The sequence below is a fragment of the Balneatrix alpica DSM 16621 genome (assembly GCF_000619885.1).
Lineage (GTDB): Bacteria > Pseudomonadota > Gammaproteobacteria > Pseudomonadales > Balneatricaceae > Balneatrix > Balneatrix alpica.
In genome coordinates, this window is record NZ_KK211039.1 from 534,167 (window position 1) to 548,122 (window position 13,956).

Genomic DNA, 13,956 nt, shown 5'->3' on the forward strand with positions numbered 1-13,956 from the left:
CCTTGATTTTAGTCCGGTAAAGCAGCCATCAACGCTGCTTATCTGCAGGGGCAAGGGCCGCAGATTAGCAAAAAACTGTCACCCCCGCATCATTGCCCCCAAGCAAAGGCAAGATTTAAACTGCTGCAGCGGAGGAACCTTCATGCTTATGCGACTCATTACCCTAGCCTTACCCCTGACATTCGCTCTCGCCAGCCCTGTCAGCCATGCGCTCAATCTCAACCTCCCTACCCTGGGCGACCAAACCTCAGCCACGGTCAGTCTAGATGATGAAGGAAGGATCGGCGATTACATGTACCGTTCGCTAAGTGGCAGTCGCCAGGTAATGGACGACCCTATTTTGCTGGAGTACGCCAGCGATATTCTGTTCCGCTTAGCCCCTTACAGCGATCAACCTAATAGCAACTTACGCCTACTGGTAATGAACTCCGCGGGCCTTAACGCTTTTGCCGTGCCCGGCGGCTTAGTTGGCCTCAATGCCGGACTACTACTGTATACCGACTCCGAGGATCAGTTTGCCTCGGTCATTGCGCACGAACTTGCTCACCTCAGTCAACGCCACTATGCATTGCGCAAGCAACAGGAACGTAACGAACGCCCTCTCTGGATCGCCGCCACCGTGGCCAGCATTCTAGCAGCAGCAGCTTCCGACAATGGTCAAGTGGGGGGAGCAGCCATCACCACTACCGTAGCAGCAGCTCAACAACGCAGTCTGGCCTTTAGCCGTCTCCATGAGCAAGAAGCTGACCGCCTTGGCATGCAAGTCTTAGCCAGTGCTGGCTTTAGCCCCTACGCTATGCCCGGCATGCTAGGCAAACTCAACCAGGATTTTGGCCATGGTCGTAAACCACCGGAGATGTTGCTCACTCACCCATTAAGTGAAAACCGGGTAGCAGATACTCTTAATCGAGCCAGCCAGTACCCTCGTCAAAATGAGCAGCAACCCCTGGCATTCCAGATTGCGCAAGTACGAGCCAAAGTGCTCTTACACAAAAACCCACGCGCTCTGTTGCTGCAGTTCCAAGAAAAACTTAAGCCTACGGCCCAAGCTGCCCAGCATTATGGACTGACACTTGCGGCAATCCATGCCAAACAACCGGCGACAGCTGCTGCCAGTATGCAATGGCTGCTCAAGCACCACCCACTTGAACTCAGTGTGCAGTACTTACAAGGAGAATGGCTGCTCGCCAGCGACCGCTTTAGTCAGGCCAGCCAAGCATTGTCTGACGCCCTGGCTTTAAGCCCTGGTCACCTCGGTTTAAGTCGCCTATTGGCTGAAGCCTACGAAAAGCAAGGCAATCTAAAAGCCGCACAGCAAGTGTTAGAACAACTCAGCATCAGTCATAGCGACCAAGCCAACGTCTGGTATGACTTATCCGAAATTCGCGGCAAAGCCAAAGATATAGAAGGCACTCATCTAGCACGAATCCAGTACTTCCTGCGTACCGCCAGCTGGGAGCAGGCACGCAAGCAAGTACACTACGCCCGCAATAGTCGCAAGATTACCCCGACCCAGGCCAGCATTCTGGATGCCAGAGAACAAGAAGCAAAAGAGTGGGAAGAGTGGGAAAAGGGACAGCGCTAAGCTGTCCCGTACAGACTTAAGACTGTTTCTGCACAGAAAAATCCAGCATGCGGCGCAGAGGCAGTAACGCCCGTTCCCGCAAGTCAGGATCGACAAAAATTTCCTGATCACCCCGCTGCAATACCTGCAACAGATTCTCCAGGCCATTCATCGCCATCCAAGGACAGTGTGCACAGCTGCGACAGGTAGCGCCACGTCCACCAGTCGGCGCCTCTAGAAAACGCTTCCCTGGAGCTAACTGCTGCATCTTATAGAAGATGCCCTTGTCCGTTGCCACAATAAAGGTGTCATTGGGCAGGTTACAGGCCGCTTTGATCAGCTGACTGGTGGAACCCACCACATCTGCCACCTCTAACATGGCCTCAGGAGACTCAGGGTGCACTAGCACAGCCGCATCAGGGTAAACCTGTTTAAGATCAAGAATACCTTTGGCTTTAAACTCTTCGTGAACGATGCAGGCACCATTCCACATCAGCATATCTGCCCCGGTTTCACGCTCAATATAGCGCCCCAGATGCTGATCAGGAGCCCAGATGATCTTCTCACCTTGATCCATTAAATGCTCAACAATTTCGAGCGCACAACTTGAGGTCACCACCCAATCTGCACGAGCTTTTACCGCCGCAGAGGTGTTGGCGTAAACCACTACTTTTCGCTCGGGATGAGCGTCACAAAATGCGGAAAACTCTTCAATCGGGCAACCCACGTCCAGCGAGCAGGTCGCCTCCAACGTCGGCATTAATACACGCTTTTCCGGATTAAGAATTTTCGCCGTTTCACCCATAAAGCGCACACCCGCCACCACCAACGTGGAAGCAGGATGCTGGTTACCAAAGCGAGCCATTTCCAGGGAGTCGGCAACACAGCCGCCAGTTTCCTCAGCTAAGGCTTGCAGCACCGGGTCAGTGTAATAATGGGCAACCAGGCACGCATTTTGCGCTTTTAACAAAGCTTTAATCTGCTGCTTATACCCTTCTACTTCATCCGCTGTCAGCGCCTTCGGCTCATGCATACGGGCGAAGTGTTCGCGCACCAGAATTTTGTCCGCGATATCGTGTTCGCTCAGCATTGTTCTCTCATCCAGCTAATATGGAGAAAGTGCGAATCTACCAGAGGGAACTTTGGATAGAGTATTCACCCACTACATCCATTCCACTAAGGCGTCACGCCCACCTTCTCAGGCCATGGCCACAAGCGGGCGATTATATATGCCCAAAGCCTAGCAGGGCCAGTTTAGCGCAGAGTTTTCAGGTAATCGCTAGCCAGCTTCGCTGCAGCGCTATCGGGGTGCTGCTTAACAACTTGCTCTAAATACTTGCGAGCAGCAGCTTTATCACCCTGACGATCACTGAGTTGACCCAGCTTATAGAGGGCATCCGGCACCTTGCGGTGATCAGAAAAGCGCTCTACGACTTGTTTGAAAGCATCACGAGAACGATCTGCTTTGGGAGGACTAACGGCTAAATAGATTTCACCTAACCAGTAATAGGCATTACCAGCTAAAGCACCGTTAGGGTAGGTTTGCAAAAAGGCTTCATATGCCTGTGCTGCTTGGTCAAATGAGCGCTGGCGCACTAATTCAAACGCAGCCATATAGGCTTCCTGTTCTGAGCCACTCGCGGCAGGTGCAGCACTGGAAGCCGCACTAGGTGCGCTTCCAGTATCTGCACTTGCTGCCGAGCTATTAGCACCAGAACTGACTTGCGATAACCGCCGATCAAGATCCATGTAGCGATCGCGCTGGTCGGTTTTAAGCTGTTCAATCTGATAAGATTGCTGCTCAACCATCCCACGCAGAACCTGAACCTCACGCTGCAATGCTTGCAGCTGTTCATAAAGCCCAGGGTCCGCACGACCACCGCCTTGACCTATTACTTGCACATTCCCGCCATAAGCAGGTGCCAACACCTGGGTGTTGGAATCCACCGGCTGCACCTCAATAACCGGAACCGAATTAGCCTGGGCTAACGGAGCTCCCAGTGCAGCGAAGAGGGAAAAGCAAGTAATCAGCGGTTTGTTACGCATAGTTCAACTTATTGGTACTTCAGCTCTACACGGCGGTTTTCAGACCATGCGTCTTTGTTGCTTGCAGCATTTGCAGGCTTTTCTTCGCCGTAGCTGATGGATTCGATACGCATGAGGTCAACACCCTGACCACGCAGGAAAGCTTCAACGGTCTTGGCACGACGCTCACCCAGAGCCATGTTGTACTCACGAGTACCCCATTCGTCAGTGTGACCTTCCAGACGTACCTGGACAGAAGGATTAGCATTGATGTACTGGGCGTGAACAGCCAGGGCATCACGGTACTCAGCCTTCAGGTCAGACTTGTCGAAGTCAAAATAGAACACTGAGGGTACGTTGGCAACAGCGGAAGCGTCGATAGCGCCCTGGCTGCCTACACCAGAACCGTAAGCAGAGTCAGCACCCTGACCTGCACCGGCGTCGGTGGTTTTACCAGTTGAGCTACAACCTGCCAACCAGGCCATGGATACACCCAGAGCGATTGCTTTGCTAACAGCGGACAGTTTCATTTGGATTCACTCCAATACACAGTGGTTAATAACTGCACTTTTTCAGGGACCAGTCGCTTAATTAAGATAGGGCGACCAGTCAGGTTCTCGCACATCACCGAAAGCATCAGGTAAACGATACTTCACCCGACCATCCATGGAGACAACGCCCAGCACCCCGCGACCGCCTTCTTTGGTTGCGTAAATCACCATGGTGCCATTGGGGGCAATACTGGGTGACTCATCCAAAGTGGTATCGGTCAGGATGTAAACGCGTCCGTTTTGGAGGTCATGGACGGCGACGTGGAAAATTCCACCACGCTGATTACGGTGTACTGTCACTAAGAAGCGACCATCCGCACTCAGCTTACCGCGGCTATTGTAGTTGCCTTCAAATGTCAGGCGCTGCACGCTGCGGCTATAAATATTGACCTTGTAGATCTGTGGTTGACCGCCACGATCAGAGGTAAAAATAATGTGCTGACCATCAGGTGCCCAGCTGGGTTCGGTATCAATGGCAAAGTGCTCAGTGATTCGCTCCAACTGCAAGGTCTGCATGTCAAAGGTATAGATTTCAGGGTTGCCATCTTTGGACAACACCATCGCCAGCTTACGACCATCGGGCGACCAACTCGGCGCACCGTTCAGCCCTGGGAAAGACTTCAAGCGCTGACGCTGACCGGTTGACAGATCCTGGATATACACCGCCGGACGGCTCGTTTCGAAAGATACATAAGCCAACCGCTTACCATCTTTTGACCAGCTAGGTGACAGAATCGGCTCGCGAGACTCCAAAATTGTCCGTGCACGAGCACCATCAGCATCGGCCACAATCAGACGGAAGGCACCACCACGTTGGGCCGAGACATAACTGATCCGAGTGGAGAATGCACCACGAATACCGGTCAGCTTCTCGTATACCTGATCACTGATAAAGTGAGCGATATCACGCAGATTATCCGGACCACCATTTACACGACCACTCAGCAAACGCTGCTCACGCAAAATATCATAAAGCTCATACTCGGCTTGATACTGGCCACCTACTTGAGTCATACGCCCAATAACCAGGTAGTCCTGCTTAATAATGCGCCAGTCACGGTAGAAGACCTGACTTTCTTCATGGGGCCAGCTCAGCATCCGTCCACGCTCTAGCGGCATAAACTGACCAGAGCGCTGCAAATCGGCAGAAACGATAGCACTGACATCTTCAGGTAAAGGAGCTCCATCCCACTTAAAAGGCACAATAGCGATTGGAGTGGGGTTATCCATACCCTTGGTAATTTCAATGGTGAGCTCTGCCTGGGCCTGTCCCATCCACAGCACTGCCAGAAACCACCAAGCTTTAAACCAAGTTTTCATTGCCATCCTCACAGACGTAGATCCTCAGGCTTAAACGCCAAATCAAATTTACGGAAGCGCGAATCAAACAAGCTACGATCTAGTTTCTGTAGCTCTTCAAACTGGCCTACTCGCCACACTGCTTGCTCGACACTTAAGTCAAAGGCAGCATCACCGCTTCGCTTCACAATCTGCACATCTACAACCTTGCCAGAGTCGATCAGACTCACCCTCACCACAGCCACCATGCCATTGCGGGCAGAGGGTGGGCGCGACCAGGCCCGGCTAATCATGTCACGGATATATCCTGTCGCATCCGCCACATTTTGCTCGCCGGCCATCGCCTGCTGAGTATTCAATTCATCCTGCAGCGCTCGCTCCAGCTCTTGCTGCTGCCTTGCCTGTTCGGCTTTGCGCTTAGCTTCTGCATCCGCTTTCTTTTTAGCTTCTGCTTCGGCCTTTTTCTTCGCCTCTGCCTCAGCTTTCTTCTTCGCTTCGGCTTCTGCCTTCTTCTTCGCCTCTGCTTCGGCTTTCTTCTTGGCTTCTTCTTCAGCCTTCTTCTTCGCTTCCGCCTCAGCTTTCTTCTTCGCCTCCGCCTCAGCCTTCTGCTTGGCTTCTGCTTCGGCTTTTTTCTTCTCTTCTTCTTTGCGCTTTTGCTCTTCTTTTAGCTTGGCTTCAGCAGCTTTCTTTTGCTCTTCAGCCTTGGCTTTTTCTTCCGCTAGCTTTTGCTCTTCGGCCTTGCGCTTTTCTTCTGCCTCTTTCTTGGCTTCAGCTTCTTTTTTCGCCTGTTCTTTTGCCTGGCGCTTTTCTTCTGCCAAGCGCTGCTGTTCTGCTGCAGCTTGCTGTTTAGCTTCCTCTACCCGTTTTTGTTCTTCTTCAACGCGGGTAGCTTCTTGAATTTTGGCGGCTTCTTCAGCCTTACGTTTTTCTTTCTCTACCCGTTTTTCTTTCTCATCCGGGCGTTGCACCTGCTGACTCGTATTCTGCGAGTTTTTGGTCAGGGCTTTTAGGTCAATCATCTCTGCCTCAACATAGTGAGGCACCACTTGCTGTGGAGTCGCCTGAAACTTAAATGCCCAGTTCACCACAAAGGCTGCCAGCAACAGAATATGCATGGCAACAGCAAGAATTGTTGGCAGCAGGTAGCTGCGATCCAGTTTCCACACAGCTATTAGGGCTCAGTCACCAAACCTACCGTACCAGCCCCAGCTTCTTGCAGGGCCACCATCAGGCCAATCACCATTTGGTACTCGACCTTTTTGTCTCCACGAACCAGTACTTTTGTCTTGGGTTGCTGCTCCAGGATTTTACTAACCTGTTCCTGAATCAGAGTGAGCTCAACCGGGTCTGTGTCTTTGCCGCCGTGACTCAAAAAGTACAAGCCTTCCGCATTCACCGTGACCACAATGGGTTCCTGATTTTGCTCAACTTCAACTGGCTCTGCTGGGGCCTTAGGCAGCTCAACCGACACCCCTTGGGTTAGCATCGGCGCAGTCACCATGAAGATCACCAACAACACCATCATCACATCGATGTAAGGTACTACGTTCATCTCCGCATTTAAGCGGCGTTCACGACGAGCCATAACAACCTCAGCCATCTACCGTATGAAGTTTACGGTGCAGTATGGCAGTAAATTCTTCCGCAAAGGTTTCATATCGATTAAGCAAGCGATCAACCTGAGCACTGTAGCGGTTATAGGCCACCACCGCAGGGATAGCTGCAAACAAGCCAATGGCCGTGGCAATGAGGGCTTCAGCAATACCCGGCGCTACCGTTGCCAAGGTTGCTTGCTGTACGTTAGCCAAGCCGCGGAAGGAGTTCATAATCCCCCACACAGTTCCGAATAGGCCGATATAAGGACTTACTGAACCCACCGTTGCCAAAAACGGCAAATGGATCTCTAACTTGTCCTGCTCTTTGGATACCGCCACTTTCAACGCGCGTTGCACGCCCTGCATGACCACTTCAGGATCAGTCGCAGGTTGCTGACGCAGGCGGGAAAACTCTTTAATCCCCGCCACAAAAACGCTCTCGATACCACTATCAGGATCAGGGTTAGCCGAGACTTCACGATAGAGGCGGCTTAAATCCATGCCAGACCAAAAGCGATCCTCAAATTCTTCCAGTGCATTACCAGCACGAGACAAAATAGTGCGACGCTGAAAGATCACAATCCAAGACAATACCGAAGCCATCAGCAGTATTAGCATTACCAGCTGCACCAATACGCTCGCATTGGCCACTAGGCTCCATATGGACATATGATCCGCTGCCACTCACTCTCTCCTGCACACTTCATTCAAACAGAAACGGCTAGCCTAAAGGATTTTGCTCAGACTGAACACCAAACCCCTAACAGACTACAACAAAAAAAATTACAAAATGTATCTCACCCTCATTCCACACAGAACCAGGGCGGGGCACAGGATAGTGACGAGACAGCAGAAATAAAAGGGGGGAGTTGTCTGATATTTTTTGCGCGTGAAGATCAATTTTTTTCGTTATCGAACTGACAACGGTGACAACGGGTCGCTAACGGGTTTTCTTGTAGCTTTTGTAACTGAATATCCCGACCACAATCACAGCAGATACCGTAGTCACCTTCATCAATACGCGATAGTGCAGCTTGGGTTTCCAGCAAGCGTTGACTGGTGCGTCGTACCACCATCGGATTACCAGCCTGACGTCCATGATGACCACCAAACATGACTTCTTCTTGCTGCAGATCATTCAGCAGCTGATGCTCATAATCTTCTAATTGGCGCTTAATGCGCAGTACCTGCAGCGTCGTCAACATAGACTGCCCCCCATCGTTTCGGCCAGTCTAGTGCGCCCCGCAAGAAAAACTATGATGCAGGTCAGTCGGATGCCGATGGAGCCCTCGGCGATGTCAAACCAAAGTGCAGGTAGGCCTTATCGGTTGCCATGCGCCCTCGCGGCGTCCGCATCAGGTAGCCCTGCTGAATCAGATAGGGCTCCAACACATCCTCAATCGTGTCACGCTCCTCGCTAATGGCTGCCGCTAAGCTTTCTACCCCCACAGGACCACCATTAAAATGCTCTAGCAACGCCAGCAATAAGCGCCGATCCAAATGATCAAAGCCTTGGGCATCAACATTGAGCATATTCAGCGCTTGATCCGCTACCAGCTTGGTAATCACCCCTTGATGCTTAACCTCAGCGAAATCCCGTGCCCGACGCAATAGACGATTGGCAATTCGCGGTGTACCCCGTGCCCGGCGGGCAATTTCCCAGGCACCCTCTGCTTCTATTTGCACCCCAGACAGGATAGCTGAACGGGTAACGATTTGACTCAAGTCTTCGACGGAATAAAACTCCAGGCGCTGCACGATGCCAAAACGATCGCGCAGGGGGGAGGTCAATAAGCCCGCACGAGTGGTGGCACCAATCAGAGTAAAAGGTGGTAAATCCAGTTTAATCGAACGAGCTGCTGGCCCCTCACCAATCATGATGTCGAGCTGATAGTCTTCCATCGCGGGATAGAGCACTTCCTCCACCGCCGGACTCAAGCGGTGAATTTCATCAATAAAGAGCACATCCATCGGCTCAAGGTTGGTCAGCATTGCCGCCAAATCTCCCGCCTTTTCCAGGACAGGCCCAGAGGTAGCGCGGATATTTACCCCCATTTCATTAGCGACAATATTCGCCAAAGTGGTTTTCCCTAGCCCGGGCGGCCCAAATACCAAGGTGTGGTCGAGAGCTTCACTGCGCTGTTTAGCCGCTTGAATAAACACTTCAAGCTGCTCGCGCACCACCGGCTGCCCCACATAATCCGCCAAACGCTTAGGTCGAATCGCTCGATCCAGCGACTCCTCCCCTTGTTGAGCCTTAGGGGTAATAAAACGATCCGCCTCTATCATGTATTAACCCGCCGCCATCATTTTCAGGGCCTGCTTAATCAATGCCTCTAGCGTACGCTGCTCCGCCGGCAATTGCTTTTCCGCCTGCATTAACAGCCGACTCGCTTCCGCCGGTTTATAGCCCAATGCCAACAGCGCCTGCTCCGCCTCCATCCGCATATCCGGTTCTTTCAACTGCACCTCTACTCCCTGAGCTTGCAAGGAGAAGTGTTCTGGCTCCTGCAACTCCAACCAACCATCCAGCCGATCACGCAGCTCTACCAGCAGGCGCTCGGCAGTCTTCTTACCCACGCCAGGAACCTTCACCAAGCGCTGCACATCCTGGTGGTGCACTACCGTTACCAGCTCTTTGATATTAAGGGTAGAGAGAATAGCCAAGGCTAGCTTAGGCCCAACGCCGTTGACTTTAATCAGCACTCGAAACAGATCCCGCTCCTGCCGCTCAACAAAACCGTACAGCAGCTGCGCATCTTCACGAACCAGATGATGGGTATACAGCACCACCTTCTTGCCCCGTTCCGGCAAACGGAAGTGGGTCTGCATACTGGCCTCCACTTCATAGCCTACCCCTGCCACATCGACTAACAACTGAGGCGGCTGTTTTTCCAGAATGATGCCTTCTAACCGTCCGATCATTTCGTCTCCTCTTGATAGGCCGGCATGGACAAAAAGCGCGGCAAACGCAAATCAAACAAAATTGCAGCCAAGCGCAACCCCAACACTACCGCCATTGCCAGCCACGGCACCCACCAGCCACTAATTCCTGCATGGGTTAATCCCACATAAACCAGGGCCCCAGCAATAGCAGCAGTGGCATAAATTTCCTTATGAAAAATCAATGGAATTTCACCCGCCAGCACATCGCGGATAATTCCCCCCACACAGCCAGTCATCACCGCCATCACCACTACGATAACCGGTGCCATTCCGGCCTCCAGGGCTTTATCCGCACCCAAGACGGTAAACACCGCTAACCCTACCGCGTCCGCCACGGTTAATGCCCGCAAAGGAATCGGCCCGCGGCCTGCATAAAAGAAAGTAAAGGCACCACTGATAATCGCCAGCCACAGATAGGTGTTATCGCGCATCCAGTTAACCGGCAAATCCCCCATCAATATATCGCGCAGGGTACCACCGCCAGTGGCCGTCACAATGGCAAACACGAGCACGCCAAAAATATCCAAGCCTTTCTGACAGCCGCGTAGTGCTCCGGCAACCGCAAAAACGATAATGCCAAAATGATCCAAAAAACTGATTACTGCTGCAGCAGTCATAACGCACTCAACTCTCTTCAAAAACTTTCACAACAAAACTTTCGCAATCCAATGCACTACCACACAGAAAGTGCAGATCAAGGCATTAGGCCCCAGCCAAACGCACCTGCGCTAATCTCTGGTAAGCATGGCAGATGGCGATTGCAAGAGCATCAGCAGCATCTACCTGGGGTAAACCTGGCAGTTTCAGTAGTGCCTTCACCATATGCTGAATTTGCTGTTTTTCCGCACTACCCTTCCCCACAACCGCTAGTTTGACTTCCCTGGCGGCATATTCCGCAACAGGTAGTTTGGCCTGGGCAAGCGCCAAAATCGCCACCCCCCGTGCTTGGCCAAGCTTTAATGCCGAGTCCGGGTTACGCGCCATAAATACCCGCTCAATCGCTGACTCCTGGGGTTGATGCCATTCGATGATCTGTCCCAATCCCGCATAAATCTGCTGTAAACGTTCTGCCAAGTTATCGCCCTGCAAACGCAGACAGCCACTGGCTACATATTCCAGTTGCATGCCGCGCTGGCGGATCACGCCATAACCAGTAATACGCGAGCCGGGATCAATTCCTAAAATGACTGCCATCTGTCCGCCTGCTCTCCCCCATTACCCTGTTACAGGTCTCTACCTTCATTCTGTGCGCATCTTAGGAGATTTCATTCAAACTGTATATATATACAATAAAAAGCCCGACCAGCCGGCCGGGCCCTATCAGTAAGCCAATGACTTATAGCATCGCCTCTTCTGGAATATCGGCGTTGTGGAATACCGCCTGTACATCGTCAAGATCTTCCAGCACGTCGATTAACTTGAGAATCTTCTGTGCGCCTTCGATATCCAAGGGAGCACGGGTCGCGGCAATCATCGCTACCTCTGCATGCACAGGCTCCAGTCCCGCTGCCTGCATCGCTTCTTTCACCTGTACGAACTCCAGTGGATCGGTATAAACATCAATGGAGCCATCATCATTTACCTGAATATCCTCAGCCCCAGCTTCTAACGCCACTTCCATGACCTGGTCTTCACTTAGCTCAGCAAAGGTAATCAGGCCTTTTTTATCGAACAGATAAGCCACCGAACCATTGGTTCCCAGATTACCGCCAGCCTTAGTAAAGGCCGCCCGCACATTGGCCACGGTACGGTTGATATTGTCGGTCATGCATTCAACCATGATCGCCACCCCACCCGGGCCGTAACCTTCATAGGTCAGCTCATCATAGTTGTCATCATTACCCGCCCCTGCACCCCGGGCAATCGCCCGCTCTACCGTCTCCCGACTCATGTTAGCCAGGCGCGCCTTCTCTATTGCTGCACGCAACCGGGGATTATCTTCCGCAACCGGGCTGCCGGTTTTAGCCGCTACCGTTAATTCACGAATCAGTTTGGTGAAAATTTTGCCACGCTTGGCATCCTGGGCCGCTTTACGGTGTTTGATGTTGGCCCATTTACTATGACCTGCCATTATCGTCTCCAGACTTTAATTAGCATCTCAGCTTTGACTAGATCCGTTTCACTAGAAAGCAGACGGGCACCTGAGTGCCCGTCTATCAACCTTCACCTCGCTCCGAGGAGCCGAGTTATTAGGTTTCGCTTGCAGATGTCCGCACCCGAATATGCAGCTCACGCAATTGCTTAGCACTGACTTCACCAGGAGCTTCCGTCATCGGGCAAGCCGCACTCTGGGTTTTCGGGAAGGCAATCACTTCACGGATCGACTTCGCACCGGTCATCAGCATAATCATCCGATCCAGACCAAAAGCCAGACCACCATGGGGAGGCGCACCCAATTTCAGTGCATCCAGCAGGAAGCCAAATTTCTCCTGCTGTTCTTCTTCGCTGATATTCAGAATCGCAAAGATAGCCTGCTGCATTTTCTGATCGTGGATACGGATAGAACCACCACCCAGTTCCACCCCGTTCAGCACCATATCATAGGCGCGGGACAGCGCATTGGCGGGGTCAGCCTGCAGCTCTTCTACGCTGCCTTTAGGTGAAGTAAAGGGATGATGCACGGCACTGAGACCACCCTTGTCATCTTCCTCAAACATGGGGAAGTCCACCACCCATAGCGGCGCCCAGGGACGCTCAATCAGGTTCATGTCTTCACCCAGCTTGATCCGGAGCGCACCCAAGGCCTCATTAACGATCTTGGCCTTATCCGCACCGAAGAACACCAGATCGCCATTCTCAGCGCCCACACGCTCAAGAATCGCCTGGCAGACTTCCACCCCGAGGAACTTCACGATCGGCGATTGCAGACCATTTTCTGCATCCGCCTTGTCGTTCACCTTGATATAGGCCAGCCCCTTAGCACCATAAATGCCCACGTACTTGGTGTAATCATCGATCTGCTTACGGGTCAGCTCATTACCCTTGGGTACACGCAGTGCAGCCACACGACCTTTGGCATCCTGAGCCGGGCCAGAAAACACCTTAAAGTCCACACCCGCCACCAGATCAGCTACATCCACCAACTCCAGCGGAATACGCAGATCAGGCTTATCGGAACCAAAACGACGCATTGCCTCGCTATAAGGCATACGGGGGAACTGCCCAAACTCGATATTGAGCAGGTCCTTAAACAGCGTCCGCACCATACCCTCAGCAATCTGCATGACCCCTTCCTCATCCATAAAGGAAGTTTCCATATCGATCTGGGTAAATTCAGGCTGGCGGTCAGCACGCAAGTCTTCGTCACGGAAGCACTTGGCAATCTGATAGTAACGATCGAATCCCGCCACCATCAGCAACTGCTTAAACAGCTGCGGCGATTGCGGCAGCGCAAAGAAGTTACCTTCGTGTGTACGACTAGGCACCAGGTAATCACGCGCACCCTCAGGGGTAGCACGGGTCAGGATAGGGGTTTCAATATCGAGGAAGCCCTGCTCCTCCAAATAATTACGAATACCGTGGGTCACCTTAGAGCGGAAACGCAGCTTAGCCGCCATCTCCGGGCGACGCAGGTCAACGTAGCGGTATTTCAGGCGCACATCCTCACCCACCTGCTGGTAATCATCCAACTGGAAGGGTGGGGTTTCAGACTGGTTCAGAATCTCAAGATCCAGACCCAGCACCTCAATTTTACCGGTCGCCATATCAGGGTTTTCAGTTCCGGCAGGGCGAGCACGCACCTTACCGCGCACCTTAACCACATACTCGTTACGAACCCGGTCAGCACGCTTAAAGCTTTCTTCGGCATCAGGATCAAACACCACCTGAGCGATGCCATCCCGATCACGTAAATCCAGGAAGATTACCCCACCGTGGTCACGGCGACGGTGTACCCATCCACACAAAGTGACTTCCTGGCCAATCTGTTGTTCACGAAGTTCGCCGCAATAATGGCTGCGCATATATAGCTTCCTGA

At 52.3% G+C, this 13,956-nt stretch carries 15 protein-coding genes; 1 reads left to right on the forward strand and 14 read right to left on the reverse strand.

The window, feature by feature from the left end:
- Positions 1 to 142 precede the first annotated feature (142 nt).
- Positions 143 to 1,585, forward strand: a complete 1,443-nt coding sequence (locus tag Q334_RS0111825) for a M48 family metalloprotease (RefSeq protein ID WP_027313395.1) — start codon at positions 143 to 145, stop codon at positions 1,583 to 1,585.
- 16 nt (positions 1,586 to 1,601) lie between these two features.
- Here Q334_RS0111825 and nadA read toward each other — a convergent pair whose 3' ends face one another.
- The 14 genes from nadA to aspS form a co-directional block, all read right to left on the reverse strand.
- The gene (nadA, locus tag Q334_RS0111830) at positions 1,602 to 2,654 is read right to left on the reverse strand and encodes a quinolinate synthase NadA (protein WP_027313396.1); all 1,053 of its coding nucleotides are present in this window, start codon (positions 2,652 to 2,654) and stop codon (positions 1,602 to 1,604) included.
- Positions 2,655 to 2,818: 164 nt separating this feature from the next.
- On the reverse strand, positions 2,819 to 3,610 hold the full coding sequence (gene ybgF / locus Q334_RS18980; RefSeq protein WP_035461375.1) for a tol-pal system protein YbgF: 792 nt from the start codon (positions 3,608 to 3,610) through the stop codon (positions 2,819 to 2,821).
- An 8-nt stretch (positions 3,611 to 3,618) separates the two neighbouring features.
- On the reverse strand, positions 3,619 to 4,119 hold the full coding sequence (pal, locus tag Q334_RS0111840; RefSeq protein ID WP_027313397.1) for a peptidoglycan-associated lipoprotein Pal: 501 nt from the start codon (positions 4,117 to 4,119) through the stop codon (positions 3,619 to 3,621).
- Between the two features lie 57 nt (positions 4,120 to 4,176).
- Complete coding sequence (gene tolB, locus Q334_RS0111845) at positions 4,177 to 5,460, reverse strand: Tol-Pal system beta propeller repeat protein TolB (RefSeq protein ID WP_035461377.1); 1,284 nt, start codon at positions 5,458 to 5,460, stop codon at positions 4,177 to 4,179.
- Positions 5,461 to 5,468: 8 nt separating this feature from the next.
- A complete protein-coding gene (tolA, locus tag Q334_RS0111850; protein WP_027313399.1) occupies positions 5,469 to 6,605 on the reverse strand; it encodes a cell envelope integrity protein TolA in 1,137 nt (378 codons plus the stop codon).
- 5 nt (positions 6,606 to 6,610) lie between these two features.
- Entirely contained in the window at positions 6,611 to 7,024 is a 414-nt protein-coding gene (gene tolR, locus Q334_RS0111855) for a protein TolR (protein WP_155888987.1), read from the reverse strand.
- A gap of 7 nt (positions 7,025 to 7,031) precedes the next feature.
- Positions 7,032 to 7,703: a protein TolQ gene (tolQ, locus tag Q334_RS0111860; protein WP_035461540.1), complete on the reverse strand. Its 672-nt coding sequence runs from the start codon at positions 7,701 to 7,703 to the stop codon at positions 7,032 to 7,034.
- A 227-nt stretch (positions 7,704 to 7,930) separates the two neighbouring features.
- A complete protein-coding gene (locus Q334_RS20085) occupies positions 7,931 to 8,239 on the reverse strand; it encodes a TraR/DksA family transcriptional regulator (protein WP_051527757.1) in 309 nt (102 codons plus the stop codon).
- A gap of 61 nt (positions 8,240 to 8,300) precedes the next feature.
- Entirely contained in the window at positions 8,301 to 9,323 is a 1,023-nt protein-coding gene (ruvB, locus tag Q334_RS0111870) for a Holliday junction branch migration DNA helicase RuvB (RefSeq protein ID WP_027313402.1), read from the reverse strand.
- Positions 9,324 to 9,326: 3 nt separating this feature from the next.
- The gene (gene ruvA, locus Q334_RS0111875) at positions 9,327 to 9,959 is read right to left on the reverse strand and encodes a Holliday junction branch migration protein RuvA (protein WP_027313403.1); all 633 of its coding nucleotides are present in this window, start codon (positions 9,957 to 9,959) and stop codon (positions 9,327 to 9,329) included.
- Positions 9,956 to 10,597 carry a trimeric intracellular cation channel family protein gene (locus Q334_RS0111880; protein WP_027313404.1) on the reverse strand — a complete coding sequence of 214 codons (642 nt, stop codon included), beginning with the start codon at positions 10,595 to 10,597 and terminating at the stop codon, positions 9,956 to 9,958. Before Q334_RS0111880 ends, ruvA begins: the two co-directional genes overlap by 4 nt.
- 85 nt (positions 10,598 to 10,682) lie before the next feature.
- Positions 10,683 to 11,174: a crossover junction endodeoxyribonuclease RuvC gene (gene ruvC / locus Q334_RS0111885; protein WP_027313405.1), complete on the reverse strand. Its 492-nt coding sequence runs from the start codon at positions 11,172 to 11,174 to the stop codon at positions 10,683 to 10,685.
- A 142-nt stretch (positions 11,175 to 11,316) separates the two neighbouring features.
- Positions 11,317 to 12,051: a YebC/PmpR family DNA-binding transcriptional regulator gene (locus tag Q334_RS0111890; protein WP_027313406.1), complete on the reverse strand. Its 735-nt coding sequence runs from the start codon at positions 12,049 to 12,051 to the stop codon at positions 11,317 to 11,319.
- A gap of 118 nt (positions 12,052 to 12,169) precedes the next feature.
- On the reverse strand, positions 12,170 to 13,942 hold the full coding sequence (aspS, locus tag Q334_RS0111895; protein ID WP_027313407.1) for an aspartate--tRNA ligase: 1,773 nt from the start codon (positions 13,940 to 13,942) through the stop codon (positions 12,170 to 12,172).
- Positions 13,943 to 13,956 lie beyond the last annotated feature (14 nt).

Bases quoted from the DNA above. Each gene is read 5' to 3' on its own strand.
- tolR (WP_155888987.1), bottom strand. From the start codon at position 7,024: ATGGCTCGTCGTGAACGCCGCTTAAATGCGGAGATGAACGTAGTACCT.
- Q334_RS20085 (WP_051527757.1), bottom strand. From the start codon at position 8,239: ATGTTGACGACGCTGCAGGTACTGCGCATTAAGCGCCAATTAGAAGAT.
- Q334_RS0111825 (WP_027313395.1), top strand. From the start codon at position 143: ATGCTTATGCGACTCATTACCCTAGCCTTACCCCTGACATTCGCTCTC.
- ruvC (WP_027313405.1), bottom strand. From the start codon at position 11,174: ATGGCAGTCATTTTAGGAATTGATCCCGGCTCGCGTATTACTGGTTAT.
- ruvA (WP_027313403.1), bottom strand. From the start codon at position 9,959: ATGATCGGACGGTTAGAAGGCATCATTCTGGAAAAACAGCCGCCTCAG.
- tolB (WP_035461377.1), bottom strand. From the start codon at position 5,460: ATGAAAACTTGGTTTAAAGCTTGGTGGTTTCTGGCAGTGCTGTGGATG.
- Q334_RS0111880 (WP_027313404.1), bottom strand. From the start codon at position 10,597: ATGACTGCTGCAGCAGTAATCAGTTTTTTGGATCATTTTGGCATTATC.
- Q334_RS0111890 (WP_027313406.1), bottom strand. From the start codon at position 12,051: ATGGCAGGTCATAGTAAATGGGCCAACATCAAACACCGTAAAGCGGCC.
- pal (WP_027313397.1), bottom strand. From the start codon at position 4,119: ATGAAACTGTCCGCTGTTAGCAAAGCAATCGCTCTGGGTGTATCCATG.
- aspS (WP_027313407.1), bottom strand. From the start codon at position 13,942: ATGCGCAGCCATTATTGCGGCGAACTTCGTGAACAACAGATTGGCCAG.
- ybgF (WP_035461375.1), bottom strand. From the start codon at position 3,610: ATGCGTAACAAACCGCTGATTACTTGCTTTTCCCTCTTCGCTGCACTG.
- nadA (WP_027313396.1), bottom strand. From the start codon at position 2,654: ATGCTGAGCGAACACGATATCGCGGACAAAATTCTGGTGCGCGAACAC.
- tolQ (WP_035461540.1), bottom strand. From the start codon at position 7,703: ATGTCCATATGGAGCCTAGTGGCCAATGCGAGCGTATTGGTGCAGCTG.
- ruvB (WP_027313402.1), bottom strand. From the start codon at position 9,323: ATGATAGAGGCGGATCGTTTTATTACCCCTAAGGCTCAACAAGGGGAG.